The sequence below is a fragment of the Nocardia sp. CC213A genome, assembly GCF_030766805.1.
Lineage (GTDB): Bacteria > Actinomycetota > Actinomycetes > Mycobacteriales > Mycobacteriaceae > Nocardia > Nocardia otitidiscaviarum.
In genome coordinates, this window is sequence record NZ_JASFXA010000033.1 from 27,013 (window position 1) to 44,882 (window position 17,870).

The 17,870-nt window shown below is 68.3% G+C and carries 21 protein-coding genes; 12 read left to right on the top strand and 9 right to left on the bottom strand.

Going from position 1 to position 17,870, the window contains the following annotated elements; translation table 11 throughout:
* Positions 1-68: 68 nt before the first annotated feature.
* From QJS31_RS35865 to QJS31_RS35880, 4 genes are all read left to right on the top strand, one after another.
* Positions 69-881 (top strand): SDR family oxidoreductase, encoded by an 813-nt coding sequence (locus QJS31_RS35865; protein ID WP_282778757.1) that lies wholly within the window; start codon positions 69-71, stop codon positions 879-881.
* Complete coding sequence (pyrE, locus tag QJS31_RS35870) at positions 878-1,435, top strand: orotate phosphoribosyltransferase (protein ID WP_282778758.1); 558 nt, start codon at positions 878-880, stop codon at positions 1,433-1,435. Before QJS31_RS35865 ends, pyrE begins: the two co-directional genes overlap by 4 nt.
* A 68-nt stretch (positions 1,436-1,503) precedes the next feature.
* Positions 1,504-2,580 (top strand): beta-ketoacyl-ACP synthase III, encoded by a 1,077-nt coding sequence (locus QJS31_RS35875; RefSeq protein WP_282778760.1) that lies wholly within the window; start codon positions 1,504-1,506, stop codon positions 2,578-2,580.
* Positions 2,580-3,263 (top strand): lysoplasmalogenase, encoded by a 684-nt coding sequence (locus QJS31_RS35880; protein ID WP_306358891.1) that lies wholly within the window; start codon positions 2,580-2,582, stop codon positions 3,261-3,263. The genes QJS31_RS35875 and QJS31_RS35880 overlap by 1 nt, the downstream gene beginning before the upstream one ends.
* Here QJS31_RS35880 and QJS31_RS35885 read toward each other — a convergent pair whose 3' ends face one another.
* The 6 genes from QJS31_RS35885 to QJS31_RS35910 form a co-directional block, all read right to left on the bottom strand.
* A complete protein-coding gene (locus QJS31_RS35885; RefSeq protein ID WP_306358892.1) occupies positions 3,264-4,361 on the bottom strand; it encodes a phosphotransferase enzyme family protein in 1,098 nt (365 codons plus the stop codon).
* A 4-nt stretch (positions 4,362-4,365) separates the two neighbouring features.
* The gene (locus QJS31_RS35890) at positions 4,366-5,700 is read right to left on the bottom strand and encodes a cytosine permease (RefSeq protein ID WP_282778284.1); all 1,335 of its coding nucleotides are present in this window, start codon (positions 5,698-5,700) and stop codon (positions 4,366-4,368) included.
* A gap of 72 nt (positions 5,701-5,772) precedes the next feature.
* On the bottom strand, positions 5,773-6,219 hold the full coding sequence (locus tag QJS31_RS35895; RefSeq protein WP_282778286.1) for a hypothetical protein: 447 nt from the start codon (positions 6,217-6,219) through the stop codon (positions 5,773-5,775).
* Positions 6,220-6,367: 148 nt separating this feature from the next.
* Positions 6,368-6,907 (bottom strand): Uma2 family endonuclease, encoded by a 540-nt coding sequence (locus tag QJS31_RS35900; protein ID WP_282778288.1) that lies wholly within the window; start codon positions 6,905-6,907, stop codon positions 6,368-6,370.
* 144 nt (positions 6,908-7,051) lie between these two features.
* Positions 7,052-7,705, bottom strand: a complete 654-nt coding sequence (locus QJS31_RS35905) for a response regulator transcription factor (protein ID WP_306358893.1) — start codon at positions 7,703-7,705, stop codon at positions 7,052-7,054.
* Positions 7,702-9,096 carry a sensor histidine kinase gene (locus QJS31_RS35910; RefSeq protein WP_306358894.1) on the bottom strand — a complete coding sequence of 465 codons (1,395 nt, stop codon included), beginning with the start codon at positions 9,094-9,096 and terminating at the stop codon, positions 7,702-7,704. The genes QJS31_RS35905 and QJS31_RS35910 overlap by 4 nt, the downstream gene beginning before the upstream one ends.
* Positions 9,097-9,187: 91 nt before the next feature.
* Between QJS31_RS35910 and QJS31_RS35915 the strand changes: the two genes are divergently transcribed.
* From QJS31_RS35915 to QJS31_RS35930, 4 genes are all read left to right on the top strand, one after another.
* Complete coding sequence (locus tag QJS31_RS35915; RefSeq protein ID WP_306358895.1) at positions 9,188-9,490, top strand: DUF4190 domain-containing protein; 303 nt, start codon at positions 9,188-9,190, stop codon at positions 9,488-9,490.
* A 36-nt stretch (positions 9,491-9,526) separates the two neighbouring features.
* Complete coding sequence (locus QJS31_RS35920) at positions 9,527-9,826, top strand: DUF4190 domain-containing protein (RefSeq protein ID WP_282778295.1); 300 nt, start codon at positions 9,527-9,529, stop codon at positions 9,824-9,826.
* 26 nt (positions 9,827-9,852) lie between these two features.
* Positions 9,853-10,539 (top strand): TrmH family RNA methyltransferase, encoded by a 687-nt coding sequence (locus QJS31_RS35925; protein ID WP_372341761.1) that lies wholly within the window; start codon positions 9,853-9,855, stop codon positions 10,537-10,539.
* Between the two features lie 108 nt (positions 10,540-10,647).
* Positions 10,648-11,796, top strand: coding sequence for a glycoside hydrolase family 76 protein (locus QJS31_RS35930; RefSeq protein WP_306358896.1), 1,149 nt, complete (start codon positions 10,648-10,650; stop codon positions 11,794-11,796).
* A 10-nt stretch (positions 11,797-11,806) separates the two neighbouring features.
* Here the strand turns inward: QJS31_RS35930 and QJS31_RS35935 are convergent, their stop codons facing one another.
* Both QJS31_RS35935 and QJS31_RS35940 read right to left on the bottom strand, forming a co-directional pair.
* Positions 11,807-12,487 carry a DedA family protein gene (locus QJS31_RS35935; RefSeq protein ID WP_306358902.1) on the bottom strand — a complete coding sequence of 227 codons (681 nt, stop codon included), beginning with the start codon at positions 12,485-12,487 and terminating at the stop codon, positions 11,807-11,809.
* 31 nt (positions 12,488-12,518) lie between these two features.
* On the bottom strand, positions 12,519-13,199 hold the full coding sequence (locus tag QJS31_RS35940; RefSeq protein WP_282778338.1) for a DedA family protein: 681 nt from the start codon (positions 13,197-13,199) through the stop codon (positions 12,519-12,521).
* 201 nt (positions 13,200-13,400) lie between these two features.
* Here QJS31_RS35940 and fbaA point away from each other — a divergent pair, with 201 nt between their 5' ends.
* The 4 genes from fbaA (at position 13,401) to QJS31_RS35960 (ending at position 16,446) form a co-directional block, all read left to right on the top strand.
* Entirely contained in the window at positions 13,401-14,438 is a 1,038-nt protein-coding gene (gene fbaA, locus QJS31_RS35945; RefSeq protein WP_282778300.1) for a class II fructose-bisphosphate aldolase, read from the top strand.
* Positions 14,439-14,563: 125 nt separating this feature from the next.
* On the top strand, positions 14,564-15,682 hold the full coding sequence (locus QJS31_RS35950; RefSeq protein ID WP_306358897.1) for a BTAD domain-containing putative transcriptional regulator: 1,119 nt from the start codon (positions 14,564-14,566) through the stop codon (positions 15,680-15,682).
* 114 nt (positions 15,683-15,796) lie between these two features.
* A complete protein-coding gene (locus tag QJS31_RS35955) occupies positions 15,797-16,027 on the top strand; it encodes a CopG family transcriptional regulator (RefSeq protein ID WP_143979397.1) in 231 nt (76 codons plus the stop codon).
* Positions 16,015-16,446, top strand: a complete 432-nt coding sequence (locus tag QJS31_RS35960; RefSeq protein ID WP_282778304.1) for a type II toxin-antitoxin system VapC family toxin — start codon at positions 16,015-16,017, stop codon at positions 16,444-16,446. The genes QJS31_RS35955 and QJS31_RS35960 overlap by 13 nt, the downstream gene beginning before the upstream one ends.
* Positions 16,447-16,673: 227 nt before the next feature.
* On the opposite strand, the gene QJS31_RS35965 is transcribed toward QJS31_RS35960, so the two are convergent.
* Positions 16,674-17,048 (bottom strand): hypothetical protein, encoded by a 375-nt coding sequence (locus QJS31_RS35965; protein WP_282778306.1) that lies wholly within the window; start codon positions 17,046-17,048, stop codon positions 16,674-16,676.
* Between the last annotated feature and the right edge of the window lie 822 nt (positions 17,049-17,870).

Below are 17,870 nucleotides of genomic sequence, written 5' to 3' on the forward strand. Positions count from 1 at the left end.
TTTCACCCGTGGCGCTGGTTTCTACCCTGGGGCCCGTCGCCTTCGTCCGGCCGAGTGTTAGGTAGTCGATGACCGAGAGTTCGCCCGCCGCGCGCCTGCCCGGCGCCGTGCGTCCCGTGGCCGTGGTCACGGGGCCGACCTCCGGTATCGGGCGGGGGTATGCCGTGCGGTTGGCGTCGCTGGGATACGACCTGGTGCTGGTGGCGCGGGATGAGGCGCGGCTCGCCGCGCTGGCCGGGGAGTTGGAGTTGCGTTTCGGGGCTCGGGCGCAGGTGCTGCCCGCCGATCTGGCGACCGCCGAGGGGCGGGCGCGGGTGGCGGCTCGGCTCGCCGACGGTGTCGACTTCCTGGTCAACAATGCCGGGTTCGGGCTGTCGCGGGAGTTCTGGCGGGTCGATCCGGACCTGCTGCAACAGCAGTTGGATGTGAACGTCACCGCGGTCATGCGGTTGACCCGGGCCGCGCTGCCGCCCATGCTGGCCGCGGCCAAGGGCTGTGTGGTGAATGTGGCCAGTGTGGCGGGACTCGTGCCGGGTAGGGGTTCGACCTACTCGGCCTCCAAGGCGTACGTCGTATCCTTTTCCGAAGGGCTGGCCGGTGGGCTGGCCGGGACCGGCGTTCGGGTGCAGGCACTGTGCCCCGGCCTCGTCCGCACCGAATTCCACGAGCGAGCCGGTATCGATCTGGGTCGACTGCCGCGGCCACTGTGGCTCAGCGTGGACGAGGTGGTGGCCGGTTCGCTGAGTGATCTGGAGAAGAACCGGGTGATCAGCGTGCCCGGTATGCAGTACAAAGCCGTCACCGCGGTAGCCGGACTCATGCCGCGGTCCCTCGCGGCCCGGCTGAATCGGGGCCTGTTCAACGCACGCGGAAGGACATGAACACAGACATGCAGGTAACGACGACCGATCGGGACAGACTCGCGGACCTGGTGCGCCAACTCGCGGTGGTGCACGGCCGGGTCACGCTGTCCTCGGGCAAGGAAGCGGACTACTACGTGGATCTGCGCCGCGCCACCCTGCACCACGAGGCCGCGCCGCTGATCGGCAAACTGCTGCGCGAACTGGTCGCGGACTGGGATTTCGATTCCGTCGGCGGCCTGACCATGGGCGCGGACCCGGTGGCCGCGGCCGTCATGCACGCCCCGGGCCGCCCGATCGACGCCTTCGTGGTGCGCAAGGCCGCCAAGACCCACGGTATGCAGCGGCAGATCGAGGGCCCGGACGTGGTGGGCAAACGCGTGCTGGTGGTGGAGGACACCACCACCACCGGTAATTCGCCGCTGACCGCCGTGCGCGCGTTGCGCGAGGCGGGCGCGATCGTGGTGGGCGTGGCGACCGTGGTGGACCGGGAGACCGGCGCGGACGAGGTGATCGCCGCCGAGGGGCTGGAGTACCGATCGATCCTCGGTCTCAAGGATCTGGCACTGGGCTAGACCATTGCTCTGGGATAGCCTGAACGCTGTTCATGTCTTTCGATGGTGAAGGGTCGTGTGAGTCACCTGTGGCAAGCATCGCACTGAATAAGGGCCACCGGAACGTTGCCATGCTCGGCATCGGTGCCTACCGGCCACAGCGACTGGTGAGCAACGCAGAGGTGTGCGAGGTTCTGGACTCCACTCCGGAGTGGATCTTCGAACGCACCGGCATCAAGAACCGCCGGTGGATCAGCGGTGACGAGACGCTGCGCACCCTGGCCGCCGCCGCGGGTGAGCGCGCCATCGTCAACAGCGGCATCGACCGGTCCAAGATCGGCACGCTGGTGCTGGCCACCTCCAGCTGGCTCACGCTGACCCCGCACGGCGCTCCCCAGGTCGCCTACGACCTGGGGCTGAACGGCATCGCGGCCTTCGACCTGACCTCCGGCTGCGGCGGCTTCGGCTATGCCCTCGGCGTCGCCGCCGATCTGATTCGCGCGGGTTCCGCGGAGTACGTGCTGGTGATCGGCGCGGAGACGATGACGGTCGGCCTGGATCCGACCGATCGCGGCACCGCCATGATCTTCGGTGACGGCGCGGGCGCGGTGGTGGTCGGCCCGAGCGAGGAGAACGGCATCTCGCCCACGGTGTGGGGCAGCGACGGCGAGAACGCCTCGGCCATCATGCAGGACGTCGACTTCCTCGAGTACATGCACCGGGCGCAGGCCATGCAGGGCACCGATCCGGCGGTCGAGCCGATCGGCCGCATGTCGCTGCGCATGGAGGGCCCCAAGGTCTTCCGCTGGGCGGCGGTGACGCTGCCGCGCGCGCTGGCCGACGCCATCGAGGTGTCGGGGGTGGCCAAGGAGGACATCGAGGTCTTCGTGCCGCACCAGGCCAATGCCCGCATCAACGAGCTCATGAAGAAGAATCTCGGTCTGGCCGACGACATTCCGATGGCCAATGACATCGAGAACACCGGCAACACCTCGGCGGCGTCGATTCCGCTGGCCATGGAGGAGATGCTGGTGACCGGCAAGGCCAAGGGCGGTCAGTTGGCGCTGCTGCTGGGGTTCGGCGCGGGGCTGTCCTACGCGGGCCAGGTGGTGACGCTGCCTCCGGCTCCGGCCGAGCCCAGCTTCGCCGTCGGCGAATCGGAGTGATGGCGAGCGTATTCCGCACCGGGTTCCTGGCCGCCGCGGCGGTGACGGCGTTCGGTGCCGTCACCGGGCGGGACCGGTGGCAGTGGGCGGCCAAGCCGCTGATGATGCCGCTGCTGGCGGCGGAGGTGGCGCGCGATCCGAAGCTGGCCGCCACCGACCGGAAGCTGCTGCTGGGTTCGCTGGCGGCGGCCACGGTCGGCGACGTACTGCTCATCGACCCCGACGACGATCGCCGATTGATCGCGGGCGCATCGTCTTTCGCGGTCATGCAGACCGGGTACGCGACACTGTGGCGGCGGCACGGGGCCCGGCCGCGGGCCGCGGTGGCCGCGCCTCGGGTTGGCGCCTGGCTGGGGGCCGCCGCGCTCATGCGGGCCAAGGCTCCCACTGTGGCGCTGCCGCTCACCGCCTACGGGGCGACCCTCGGCGCCGCCGCCGTGCTGGCCTCGGACCCGGGGCTCGCGCCGGGCGCGAAGAACATCGCGGGGCTCAATGTCCCGAACACGGATCCGCGCAGTCGGCTGGGGGTGGGTGCGCTGCTGTTCACGCTGTCGGACGGGCTGATCGTGTTGCGCCGCATCTTCGCTCGCGGCAGCCGTTCACGCCGGGTGACCGAGGGCGTCATCCTGGCGACCTACGCGGGAGCGCAGTACCTGCTGGCCGATCCGCGGGCACATCGGTAGTCATCGCGAGCGCAGCATGTCCAGCAGCGCCTGCCCGTCGGCGGACTCCTCCCACCAGCGGGTGTGGCCGAGAAAGTAGTCGTGGTAGGCGATCTCGGCATTGGCCTGACTGCCGCCCGGAACGACGCCCATGAAGTAGTCGATCTCGGAGAGTTCGTATTCGCAGTGCACCAGGGGGAGCAGTTCGGGTAGTGCCCGGCGCTCCACGGCGTCGAGCGGGCGCAGCGATTCGTAGCCGTCGAGCAGGGCGCGCACCTGCCCGAGGCGCACGTCCACCGGGTCGCCGTCGCGCAGCGCCAGCCAGTCCACCGCGCTGCGTTCGATGGCGATCGCCAGATCGTGGACGCTGGTGGTGCGGTCGGCCAGCCCGAAGTCGATGACCGAGGACACCTCGCCGTCGTGCCACAGCAGATTGGTGCCGTGCCAATCATTGTGTGTCCACAGCGGTTCCAGGTCGGCAAGGGTGCGGAACAGGCGCGCGTGGACGGGCATGTGCACGCGTTCCACGTCGGTGCGCCAGGGCTGATCGGACAGGAAGATGCCCAGTGCGGGCCGGACGGCGGCCTGGCGTTCCAGCGCGCCGATGGGGTCGGCGGAGGCGAAGATGGTGAAGCTGGCCTGGAGCGGATGCGGCGGCCGATGCGGTGCGTCGTACTCCGCGGCGGCGGTGTGCAGGCGGGCCAGGGCGCGTCCGGCCGCGGCGGCATCGGCGGAGGACAGGTACGGCGACCAGGAGAAGACGCCCTGGTACCGGTCCGTTCCCGTACCGAATTCCTGTACCTCGTAGGTGAATTCGCCGATCCGGCGGGTGTCGAGCACGGCCGGGATCGGAATCCCCTGCGCCCGTAGGTGGTCCATGAACCGGTGTTCTTCTTCGAGCGCGGCGGGTGAGCGCAGCGCGAGCGGCAGTCGCTTCACGATGACCGCTCGCCCGTCCCCGGTGCGCGCCCGCGCGGTGGCCGAGAGCGGTCGCGGGCTGTGCCAGTCGACGACCGCCTCGGTGCCGAGCACTTCCGCGATCTCGGCGGAAGTCGGTGGCGGCCAATCGGGTTCGACCATGCGATCGACTCCCATGCCGTAGACGCGCTCATCGGTCATTCGCTCATGCCCTCCGACGCTGGACCAGTACCACGACCGCGGTCACCACCGCGGCCGCCAGGAATGAGAACAGCGACGCCGAGGACCACCAGCCGGGGTGGATTCCGGTGGTGTCCTGCACCGTTCGCCAGAAGTCGGCCCACCAGCTGATGGAACCCGGGTTGAACAGTTGGTAGGTCACGAAGCCGATCGCCCACGGCAGCAGCATGAGTGGGCGGGCCGGTGCGTTCTGCGCCAGATTCCAGGAGCGGCGGCCGCGGCCGAGGAAGTAGTCCACCATCAGCACCGCGCTCAACGGGACGAAGACCGAGCCGATGAGGTACAGGAAGTTGGCGTAGCTGCTGAAATCGCGCACCGGCAGGGCCAGCAGCGTCACCACCGCGCCGACGGCGGCGGCGAGTACGCGCCGGTCCACCCGGGGCAGCAGATTCTGCAGGGACATGGCTGTGGAGTAGACGTTCGCGAAGGATTGATCCGCCTCGCGCAGCACCAATACCGCGAAGAAGGCCCATCCGGCGGTGACGCCGAGGAAGGTGTCGAACACCTTGGTGGTGTCGCCCCCGGCTTGCAGGATGGCGATGGTGCCGAGGACGTAGCACCAGATCTGGGCGGCGGAGTAGCCGATGATCGTGGCTCCGGCCGAGTCGCGCACGGTGCGCGAGTGCCGGGCGTAGTCGGCGGCCAGGGGCACGAACGACACCGAGACCGCGAGGGTGGTGTCCACGGCCGGGAAGAATCCGCTCCAACTGGTCTCGGTGGGGGCGGGGACCTCGCTGCGCAGCAGCGCGACGGTGAAGTACACCATGGCGATGCCGACGGCCACGGTCACGTATTTGCGCAGCAGGTGCACCACGCGCAGCGGCCAGATGGCCATGACCGTGGACAGCACCCCGGCGGCCACGATGACCAGCGCGTGCGGCACCCGGTCCTGGGTCATGGCGGCCACGCCCAGCGCGATGACGGTCAGTTCGTAGACGCCCCAGCCGACGCACTGCACCACATTGGCGACGGTGGGCACGAAGGACAGCCGGGTGCCGAACAGTCCGCGCAGCACCACCATGGCGGGTGCGCCGGTGCGGGTGCCCACCGCTCCCGTCCCGGCCACCATGGCGGTGCCGACCAGGGTGCCCAGCAGGGTGGCGAGCAGCGCGCCGAGCAGCGGCAGCGGCGGATGTCCGGTCGGGTACAGCACATACGCGGCCCCGCTGAATCCGATGAGGCTGACGCCGATATTGCCCCAGAACGCCGCCTGATCGGTGAAGCCGAGTGTCCGGGGCGGCTCGGTGTCCAGCAGCAGCGGCGCTTCCCGCGCCTCGGGCGAAATTCCGGCAATCGTCACTCGCAAAGCCTAGAACGCGACTCGTCGGTATCCGAGGGGCGCGCCTGGTGTCGATGCGGCGACCGGCGGGCACTACAGGCAGATGATGATGCGGTCGCGGTCCTCCGGGTCGACGCGAATCGAAATCGTCTCGCCCACCGCGAGTTTCGGCTGGTCGACCGGTTGTACGTCGTAGACGATGGTGCCGTGGTACGGCGGCGAGCCGGGGACGACGAGTTCCAGGTCGAGTTCGGCGAGTTCGGTGTGGTGATTGGTGCGCCGGAGCGGATGAACGCCTTCGATGGTGGCCCAGCCCTCGTATCCGCGACGGCGCAGTCGGCGGTCGGCCCGGGAGGGGCGCTGGGCGAGGAGCATGCCGACCCCGAGGAAGCTGCCGAACAGGCCGACCAGCATGAAAATCTGCATCGGCGCTGTTCCGGGGGGTGCGAGACGCGCGATCCAGCCCAGCCAGATGACGAGGGTCAGCAGGTACAGGGCCACGACGCCGAGAATCGTATGCAGCATCCGCGCGTGGTTCATGACAACCTCCACCAGCGCTTCGGACTTCCAGGATAGGCGCGGCGGAGCCGTTGTGTGGCCGACTCGGCGCGGAATCGGCCGGGTTCAGAACAGCGAGCGTTCAGGACAGTGAGCGTTCAGGACAGTGAGTGTTCAGGACAGCGAGCGTTCAGGACAGCGAGCGCAGGGCGGTGAGCGCGTCGAGGTCGAGCCGGAGACGGTGGCCCGCGAGCTCCAGCATGACCTGCCCGGAATGCTCACCGACCGGTTCGTACCGTCCGTCCCGCAGGGCGAAGGCGTGCAGCCGCACCGGCCCCTCCGTGTCGAGCAGCCAGTAGTGTTCGATACCGACCGATTCGTATTCGGCGTATTTCAGCACCCGATCCACCCGCCGCGATCCGGGCGCGGCGATCTCCACGGCCGCCAGCACATCCGACGGCCGCACCCGCGTGGCGTGCGCGGCACCGGCCGCACCACCCACCACCAGCACATCCGGAATCCGCACCGTGGCCGGAAACCGCTCCTCCACCACCAACTCGATCCGGGCCAGGGCCGCCAGCGGCGCGGGCAGCGCCGGTTCCAACTGCGCGGCCAAGCGCCACACCGCCAACTGGTGCCGTGGCGGCTGCGGCGCGACCACCGGCACCCCTTCGACCAGTTCGCAGAACAGGTCACCCGTGCGCAGCGAAGACCATTCGTCGATCGTCAATAGGTGATCCGGCCACGCCCCAACCATTTTCACCGCTTCCGCGGATCTCGACCGCCGCATGGTTCCAGTCTTCCACGCCCGGCAACCACCCGGCATCGTTTCCTTTTCCGTGGCAGGCCGCGCCGTCCGCGCACCCGCCGCCGGTCACCCGCGCAGGCGCAGCACCGCCAGCACCCGGCGGTGATGGGTGTCCGAGGGCGGCAGATCCAGTTTCAGGAAGATATTGCCGATGTGCTTCTCCACCGCCCGTTCGGTGACGGTGAGCGCGGCGGCGATGGCGGCATTGGTCAAGCCCTGGGCCATGAGTTCCAGTACCTCGCGCTCGCGCGGGGTGAGGCGGGACAGCGCGTCCTGTTGGCGCGTGGCACCCATCAACTGACTCACCACTTCCGGATCGAGGGCGGTGCCGCCGGAGGCGACCCGCGTCAGGGCGTCGACGAACTCGCGCACGTCGGCGACGCGGTCCTTGAGCAGGTAGCCGACGCCACCCGCGCCGGCGGCGAGAAGTTCGGTCGCATAACGGGTTTCGATCCACTGCGAGAACACCAGTACCCCGACCTCGGGGTGGCCGCGGCGCAGCGCGAGCGCCGCGATCAGCCCCTCGTCGGTGAAGGTCGGCGGCATGCGCACGTCCACCACCGCGACGTCGGGGCGATGCCGCGCCACCACGTCGCCCAGCGTGTCGGCGTCGCCGACGGCGGCCACCACCTCGTGGCCGCGCTCGGTGAGCAGGCCGGTCAGCCCGTCGCGCAGGATGGCATTGTCCTCGGCGATGACGATGCGCAGCGGTGTACTCATCGCGGCACCGTGAGTGGCAGCAGCACGGTGACGACGGTAGGGCCGCCCGACGGGCTGTCCACGGCGAGCTCGCCGTCCACGGTGCGTGCCCGCGCCGCCAGCCCCGAGAGGCCGCCGCCCACACCGGTGTTGCCGGTGCCCACGGCGGGCTGAAGCACACCTCCGACGCCGTTGTCACGCACCGAGATCGCGAACCGCTCGGCGCCCTGCGGCAGGACCGACACCCAGATCTGCGTGGCCCCGGCGTGCTTGACCACATTGGTGAGCAGTTCGGCCACCGAGAAGTACGCGATGGCCTCCAGGGCTGGGGCGGGCCGCACCGGCAGCAGCACCCGCAGCTCCACCGGCAGCGCACAGCGCGCCACCAGGGTCTCCAGCGCCGGTTCCAGGCCGAGTTCCAGTGCGGGCGGATGGATTCCGCGCACCAGTTCGCGCAGTTCGGTCAGTGCCTCCTTGGATCCGGAGCGGGCCTGGGCGATCAGCTCGGTGGGATCGCCCCCGGCGGCCATGCGCTCCTCGGCGCGGGCCAGTGCCATGGCGATGCTCACCAGCCGCGCCTGGGTGCCGTCGTGCAGATCGCGTTCCAGCCGCCGCAGCGTCGCCGCGGAATCCTCCACCGCCGCCCGGCGGCTGGCCTGTAACTCGGTCAGCTGCCGATCCCGCGCGGTGGGTGTCAGCAGCAGCACGGCCAGCAGCCGGTGCAGCCAGCACACCCCGCGCATCACCCACGGCATGAGCAGACAGGCGACGACCCCCAGCAGTGCGAAACCGATGACGCGCGGCCAGGTTTCCACGTAGAAGTCCCCGAACTGCGCCAGCGAGTGATGCTCCACCCCGTTCTCGTCCACATTGATCGGATGGTCGATCACCCAGAAGATCGGCGAGAGCACCACGAACACCGACATGACGCCGACGACCAGCACCACATAGCCCACGGCCACGCCGAGCACGGCCTGCGCGAGCAGGAACAGCAGCGCTCGCCAGGAGGTGCGGTCGGTGAAGGCTCCGCGCAGCCAGCCGAAGAAGCCGGGGCGGGGTGCGAACGGCGGCGGTTCGGGCAGCCGGGTGTCGAGCAGGGTGCCGACGACCGCGCGGTACACCCGCCCCCACAGCCGTCCGCCGAGCAGGACGGCCGCCAGGATCGGGATACCGAGCACGAAGATCGACAGGTACAGCCCACCGCCGATGGCGAAGACCAGATACAGCGTCGCGATGCCGCCGAGCATCATCGCGACCAGCAGGTATGCGAATTCCTTCCAGGTGCGTGCGGTGAACGGGGCGCGCAGGAAGGCCAGCCACGGGGGCGGTCCGGTGCGCTCGGGCGCGGGTTCGGACGGCTCGGGGCCGGGTTTCGGCAGCACGAGGGTGGGTTCGGCGGGCATCTCCGTCATGGTTTCATCGTCGTCGGCGCGGGCTCGGGACTCGATGGCGCTGACCCGAAATTCCAGGGTGGTGTCAGCACTACCCCCTACCATCATGCCTATGAGCTATCAGCAGCCTCCGCCGTCCGGCCAGTACCCGCAGCGTGATCATCCGCAGGCCGTGGTGATTCTGGTGCTCGGCATTCTGAGCCTCATCCTCTGCCAGCTGCTCGGCCCGGTCGCCTGGGTGATGGGTCGCAGCGCGCTACGTGAGATCGACTCCTCCGGTGGCGCGATCGGCGGGCGCGGCCTGGTGCTGGCCGGTTACGTCTGCGGCATCATCGCGTCGGTTCTGATCATTCTCGCCATCGTCGCCTTCGTCCTGTTGCTCGGTCTGGGGACGTTCGCCTCGACCAGCACCTGACGCGCGGGTCCCGGCCCGGCGAAATACGATGACCCGGTGAGCTACCCCTCCTACGGCTACCCGGCCTACGGCTACGGTCCGCCGCCCGACCATCCGCAGGCCACCACCATTCTGGTGCTCGGCATTCTGGGCCTGGTGTTGTGCCAGCTGCTCGGCCCGGTGGCCTGGATCATGGGCAGCAAGGCGCGCCGCGAGATCGACGCCTCCGGCGGCACCCTGGGCGGGCGCGGCAACGTGACCGCGGGCTATGTCTGCGGCATCGTCGCCACCTGTCTGATGCTGCTTTATTTCGCGATCTTCGTGATCGCCATCGGGGCCGGTCTGAGCAGCTCCTGATTTCGCCCGCACCCGGCCTCGTTACGATGTTCGGAGTGAGTCACGCCCCGACCGACGAATCGCTGCCCGGCCCTACCGAATGGGGCGAGCATCCGCACGGCGTCGGACCGTGGCGCGCGGAGTTCGGCACCGAGCCGCCCGCGGATCCGCGCCTGGATCCGGAGCTGCTCGCGCACGGTGACCGCCGCAATGTGGTGGACGCCTACCGGTACTGGACCCGCGATGCCATCGTGGCCGATATCGATCGACGGCGGCACCCGTTCCACGTGGCGATCGAGAACTTCGGGCACGACGCCAATATCGGCACGGTGGTGCGCACGGCCAATGCGTTCGCGGCGGCGGCCGTGCACATCGTGGGGCGCAAGCGGTGGAATCGGCGCGGGGCCATGGTCACCGACCGCTATCAGCACATCGAGCATCATGCCGATACGGCGGCGCTGCTGGAATTCGCGGCGGCGGCCGGGCTGACGGTGGTGGCCGTCGACAATGTGCCCGGCGCGGTACCCCTGGAGACGGTGCGGCTGCCGCGCGCATGCCTGCTGCTGTTCGGGCAGGAGGGGCCGGGAGTCACCGCCGACGCCAAGGCGGGGGCGCGGCTGACCGTATCCATCGCGCAGTTCGGTTCGACGCGCAGTATCAACGCGGGCGTCGCGGCGGGGATCGCCATGCACGCGTGGGTGCGGGAACACGCGGACCTGTCGGCCGCCTGGTGACGCCCCGGTCCACGGCCGGTCGCGGCCATCCTGCCAAGATCGATTCAGACACGGTTGCATAACGAAATCAGCCACATGATCAGGTGCCCGACTGGCACCATATGTCCTATGACTTCGCGGACCGGGCGACCTGCCGAGCCCAGTGCTGCGCTCTGGTCCGAGCGTGCCGATATGGCCGAATCCGCCATCCTGTCACGACATCTGCGCGCGCTGTGGGGAATTCCCGGAGCCACTCTCGGCGTGGTCGGCTGGCCCGCGACCCGGCGCGACCGCCTCTTCGTGTCCTGGCACTACTGGTGGCAGGCCCATCTCATCGACTGCGCCACCGATGCCGCCAACCGGGAGCCCACGCCCGCGCGGCTGCGGCGCATCCGAACCGTGGCGCGCGGTATGCGGCTGCGCAATATCACCGGCTGGACCAACAACTACTACGACGATATGGCCTGGCTGGCCATATCCCTCGAGCGCGCCGACCGCACCCTGGGCATCGACGATATGCGGTACGGGCTGCGGACGTTGGAGAAGGAACTGGTCGACGGGTGGACGCCCGAGGTGGGCGGCGGCATTCCGTGGCGTAGGGGCTCCGACTTCTACAACGCGCCCGCCAACGGTCCGGCCGGAATCGTCATGGCGCGGCTCGGGCGCTACGGGCGCGCTCAGGAAATCGCCGACTGGCTCGACGACACCCTGCGGGACAAGGAGTCCGGGCTGATTCTGGACGGCATCCATCTGCCCTCCGGCGAGGTCGAGCATCCGGTCTACACCTACTGCCAGGGCGTGGTGCTCGGCCTGGAAACCGAACTGGCGGTGCACACCGGCGAACCCCGGCACGCGGACCGGGTGCTGACCCTGCTGGCGGCCGTCGAGGAGCATATGACCAGCGGCGGTGTGGTCGATGGTGGCGGCGGTGGGGACGGCGGCCTGTTCAACGGCATCCTCGCCCGCTACCTGGCCCTGGTCGCCGTCATGCTGCCCGGCGACGACGCCGCGCACATCAAGGCCCGCCGCACCGCCGCCGCGATCGTGCGGGCTTCCGCCGTCGCGGCCTGGGAGAACCGGCTGGAGGTGGAGGGCGAACCGCTCTTCGGTCCCGATTGGCGCGAACCGGCCCGACTACCCGGTATCGCGGGGGCGGGTTACCTCACCGCCAATGGCTCGGTGACCGCCTCCCGCACCCCGGAACGCGATCTGTCGGTACAGCTTTCGGGCTGGATGCTGATGGAGGCCGCGTACACCGTGACCGCGGCGGGACTCTGACGCGGTCCGCTCAGATGCCGTGCCGGTCGGCGACGGCCGGGGTGTCGGTCGCGTCGTCCACGTCGAAATCCTCGGCGGGGCGCGCCATCTCCAGCCGGTACTGCCGGATACCGAGCAGTGTGCCCAGGATCAGCCCCACCACCAGCGTGCAGATCACCGCGGGCATGAGCCAGGACATGTCCTCCAGGAAGCTGCCCGCGTAGTAGCCGATGAGCAGCAGCACCGGCGCCCAGATGATCGCGCCGATGGTGGAGGCGACGGTGTACTTGCGGTGATCCATTCCGGCCGCACCCGCCACCAGCGGGCAGAGCGTGCGCACCCACGGAATCCACCGCGCCACCAGCACCGCGAAGAAGCCGTGCCGGTGCAGCAGGGCCGACACCCGCGCGAGGTTGTGGGTGTTGATGTACTTGCCGTTCTTGCGCGCCACCAGATGGTGTCCGGTGCGTTGGCCGAATACGTATCCGACCTGGTTACCGGCGATGGCCGCGATCATGGCTCCCACCGACAGCGCCCAGACCTGCGCCTCTCCGGTGGCGTGCGCGGCCAGCACCACGCCGGCGGTGATGAGCATGGAATCGCCGGGCAGGAACAGCCCGATGATGAGCGCGCACTCCAGGAAGACGAAGGTCAGCACCACCGTCCAGACGAGCAGCGGCCCGGCTGTCTCGAGGGGATCGAAACCGCCCATCGCAAGGTTCAGCGGGGTGGTGGACAAGGGATCAGTGGGTGGGTTCGTTGGTACGGGCGGGTTCCGCCTCGGCGACGACCGCGGCATCGGCCGAGCGACGGCCCAGCAACGCGCGCGCCACGGACCCCACCATCGGCAGCACCGAGATGAACACGATGATCAGGAAGATGGCCTCGACGTGATCCCGGATGAAGGCCACGTTCCCCAGGAAGTAGCCGAGCACCGTGACGCCACCGCCCCACAGGATCGCGCCGACGATGTCGAACGGCACGTACTTGCGGTAGCTCATGGCCGAGACGCCCGCCAGCACCGGCACGAAGGTGCGGGCGATCGGGACGAAGCGGGCCATGATGATGGCCGCCGGGCCCCACTTCTCGAAGAAGTCGTGCGCCTCGGTGATGTACTTCTTCTTGAGGAAACGCCCGTCGGGGCGGTGATACAGCGCCGGACCGAAGCCCTTGCGGCCGATCCAGTAGGCGCACTGGTCGCCCAGGAACGCCGTCACCGCGATGGCGGGCGCGAGGATCCAGATCGACACCGGCGGGTTCGGCTGTGCCGCGAGCAAGCCACCGGTGAACAGCAGCGAGTCGCCCGGCAGTAGCGGGAACAGCAGCCCGGTCTCGATGAAGACGATCGCCAGAATCGCCGGCAGCACCGCGTTCTTCAACCACGACTCCGTGAGGAGGTACATGGGATCCAAGAACTGGGGCATCGCCAGGGTCGTCACGGTGTCAGCAGCGGCCAGCAAGGTCACGGCCACCACAGTACCGGTGATTCGCACATCACACCGAATGTCGAAGCGACATCACAGACTTATCAGGGTTGTGAGGGCAGCCGGTGGTGTGAAAGCCGCCTGTCCTATGGTGTGGGCTGACAGAATTTGTTGTACGCAGCACACACAACGGAGGTCACTGTGCCCATCGCGACTCCGGAGATCTACGCCGAGATGATTGCTCGGGCCAAAGAGAACTCCTTCGCGTTTCCTGCCATCAACTGCACGTCGTCGGAGACCGTCAACGCGGCCATCAAGGGCTTCGCCGACGCGGGTAGCGACGGCATCATCCAGTTCTCCACCGGCGGTGCCGAATTCGGCTCCGGCCTGGGTGTGAAGGACATGGTCACCGGCGCGGTCGCCCTCGCCGAGTTCGCCACCGTGATCGCCGCCAAGTACGACGTCACCATCGCGCTGCACACCGACCACTGCCCGAAGGACAAGCTCGACACCTTCGTGCGCCCGCTGCTGGCCATCTCGGCCGACCGCGTCAAGAGCGGCCAGCACCCGCTGTTCCAGTCGCACATGTGGGACGGTTCCGCGATTCCGATCGACGAGAACCTCGAGATCGCCAAGGAACTGCTCAAGCAGGCCCACGCCGCCAACATCATCCTCGAGGTGGAGATCGGCGTCGTCGGCGGTGAAGAGGACGGCGTCGAGAACGCCATCAACGACAAGCTCTACACCTCGCCCGAGGACTTCGAGAAGACCATCGACGCGCTCGGCGCGGGCGAGAACGGCAAGTACCTGCTGGCCGCCACCTTCGGCAATGTGCACGGCGTCTACAAGCCGGGCAATGTGAAGCTCAAGCCCGAGGTGCTGGCCGAGGGTCAGCGGGTGGCCGCCGCCAAGCTGGGCTTGGGCGCGGACGCGCAGCCGTTCGATTTCGTCTTCCACGGCGGTTCGGGCTCGCTGAAGTCGGAGATCGAGGATTCGCTGCGCTACGGCGTGGTCAAGATGAACGTCGACACCGACACCCAGTACGCCTTCACCCGGCCGGTGGCGGCGCACATGTTCAGCAACTACGACGGCGTGCTGAAGGTGGACGGCGAGGTCGGCAACAAGAAGGTCTACGACCCGCGCTCCTACCTGAAGAAGGCCGAGGCCAATATGGCCGCCCGCGTCGTGGAGGCGTGCAACGACCTGAAGTCGGTCGGTCGTTCCATCAGCGCCAAGTAAGGTATTCCGCGAGCGGAAACTCCGAACGAGGTGAAGCGACGCGTGTGCCGCGGCGGTGTCTGCACCGCCGCGGCGTTTTCGTTGCTCTGCTGCAAGTTGCCCTGACGTAATCCGAGGTGCACGGCATGACTCTCGAGGTGCGGGTCCTCGGACCTGTGCAACTGCTGGTCGACGGCCGGGTGCTGCCGGTCGGCGGACCGAAACCGCGCGCACTGCTCGCCGCGCTGATCGTTAACCGGCGGCGCGCGGTGTCCTCGCAGGCGTTGGCCGACATCGTGTGGAACGACGAGCCGCCGGACTCCTACCAGGCCAGCCTGCAGGTGTTCGTGTCGAATATCCGCAAGACGCTGCGTCAGGCGGGGGTGGACGCGGCCGCCGTGCTGCGCACCGAATCCTCCGGCTACCGCCTGGAGATCCCCGACGACCGGTGCGACCTGGGCCGGTTCGAAACCATTCGCCGCAGTGCCGCCGAGGCCGCGGCGGCGGGCGATCCCGAATCCGCGGGCCGGCTGTACGCGGCCGCGCTGGAGCAGTGGAGCGGCCGCGCCCTCGACGATCTGAGCGGGCTGTCCTTCGCCGACAGCTTCGCCACCGCCATGGACGAGGAGCGGCTGCTGGCCGCCTCCGCCCGCATCGACGCCGAAATCGCCTGCAAGCGCGCGTCTTCGGTGGTGGGTGAGTTGGTCGCCATGACCCAGGCGCATCCGCTGCGGGAGCCGCTGTGGGCGCAGCTCATCACCGCCCTGTACCTGTCCGGCCGCCAGGCCGACGCCCTGGACGCCTGCCGCCGCGTGCGCACCGTGCTGGCCGACGAACTCGGCATCGACCCCGGCCCCGCCCTGGTCGCCCTGGAACAGCGGGTACTGCGACAGGAACCCCTGGACACCATGGAGATCGTCGACGTCGAACGCATGGCCAAGGCCATGACCGAAACGGTCACCGAAACCCCGCGTGCCGTCCGCAGCGGACACCTCCGCCTCGCCGACGGCCGCACCGTCCCCGTCGCCGCCGCCGGCCTCAAGATCGGCCGCATGACCGACAACGACCTGATCCTCGACGACCCTAAGGCCAGCCGCTACCACGCCCACATCACCCCCAGCCGCGCCGGTCTCCTCATCAAGGATCTGCACTCGGCCAACGGCGTCTACATCAACGACGAGGTCATCGACAGCGCCACGGTGCTGTCCGACGGTGACGCCATCCGCATCGGGTCTACGGTGTTGGTGTTCCAGGCGGCGCGGTAGGGGAGCTCGGCTCAGCTGTCCAGCAATTGATGCTGCTGCCCCAGACGGATTTCCGCTGATCTCCACGCGAGGCGGCGTCAGCGCCACTAACATTCACAGGTATGCTGGCATACCATGAAGCGGACAACCGTGAAGCTACCCGACGAGCTTGACGAGCGCCTGCGCCATGAGGCGGCGCGGCGCGGTATCACGGTCGCCGAACTGACGCGCGAGGCGATCACCCAATATCTTTGCGCACCCACCGGTGCGCGGCGACGGTTCGGCGCGGCAGCGGCGGGGCGCAGCGGGCGCTCGGACGTGTCGGCCCGGATCGATGAAATCCTCAGCCGAGAGTGGGACCGATAAGCGCCCTGATCGTCGACGCCGGACCGTTGTACGCCTACGTCGACGCCGACGATGCACACCACGAAGCCTGCCTCGAACTGCTCCAAACACACCGCGGCCCCCTCGTCGTCCCGACCCTCGTCATCACCGAAGCCGCATACCTCATCGCCAGCCGACTCGGAACCGAAGCCGAGGTGCGCTTCCTCGGAGACTTGGCCGAGGGTCTGTTCGTGATCGAGCCCGTCCACGCGGCGGATTGGCTCCGCATCGCCGAACTCGTCGCGAAATACCGAGACTTGCCACTGGGAACTGCTGACGCCTCGGTAATCGCCGCAGCCGAACGCCGGAACCTGACATACATCGCCACCACGGATCGACGCCATTTCTCCGTGGTCCGACCACGTCACATCGACGCCTTCACCCTCTTGCCCTCCCGCTGAGCCACACCGCGATTCGAGCCGTCTTTCCGATCGCACGCCGTGCTGCATGTGAGAAGCCCTCGATCCGCTACTGGATTCGGGGTTTTCGTTGTAAGGGCATGTGCGGCGATCACCGAACCAAGGAGCCGCCATGGATTTCGTATCCGCCGCTGTCACAACATGACCGAATCGGGCGGCCACCTGAAATCCGGTTATGCGGAAGTCAGTGGCCGCGTTTTACAGCGGCCTCAGCTGTCCAACAGGCTGATTCCGCTGACCCAGAACGAAGGGTTCGACATCTCCACGCCGAGGACACTCGTGTAGGTGGCCCGTCGACCCGTTGACGTGACCTCGACGCGTACCTCATCGCCCTCGACGACATCCCGCAGCTGGTCCTCCGTGGTACCGATCATGATCTCGGTCTCCCACGTGGCTTGGTCCGGCGTTGCGCCGCAGACGAGCCGAGCGAGTTCCGCTCCCAGGTCGGGGTCTCTCAGCGTCTCGGCCACCCGCCCGTAGACGACGATCGCGCGGTCCTTGTGGTCGGCTGGGGTCTTCGCGATGAGTTTCAGTTCGCGGTCTGTGATCGTTTCGAAAGTGGTCGGGGCGGTCGGCTCGGTCATCGGCGTGGCCGGTTCGGTTGTCTTTGATACTGAGATCGTGTCGTCGGTTCGTTGGCTGTTGCCGCTTCGTGGCCGGAGTCGGTCCCACAGGCGGCGGCACCGGTGGTGGCGGCGATGGCTAGTGCCACTGTGAGACGGCGGACTGCGGTCATGGATGTTCTCCTCCTCGCGTGCACATGCGGAACCGATGAAGCCAGTTCCGGCCTAGCGGGTCACCGGGAACCGGAGGCCCCCGCGACCCTATCGCGGGGCGGCCGAAAGTGCCTGTTGGCACCGGGATTTCGGCACAAGTACGCAGCGGACATGCCTATGGCCTCCCGTCTTGCGTTGCAGTCGGCCGCAGTTCGAATAACTCTCGACCCGCGAAGTTTCGTTTCCAGCAGATCCGCCGTACCGGAGATTCTGTGAATATCGGATCGTTGTCCAGTCTGCAGGTACTCGATGAGAAAAGGAGGCAGTCAATGGTTGAGATCGTAGCGTTCCGAGTTTCGAATCGTTTACCGTGAAGTATCTTTCGCCACGGCTGGCCTATGGCGGTGACAGACGGCCGGGCGTGCACTGGTGTCGTGATTCGTCACCGACCAACGAGGCGTGCTCATGCAAGGAGAACAATGCCCATGCCCGCCGCCCGCCGCCTCGCCGCCGCAGTCGCCATCGCCGCCGCCACCGCCGGACTCACCGCATGCGGCTCCGAAACCACCACGGACACGACGACAGCCACGCCCACCGAAACAGCCACGCCGACAAGCATTTCGAGCACCTCCGCGATACGGTCACAGGGCCGGGGTCACCACCCGGAGGCCGAAAACCGGTTCGCCCGGT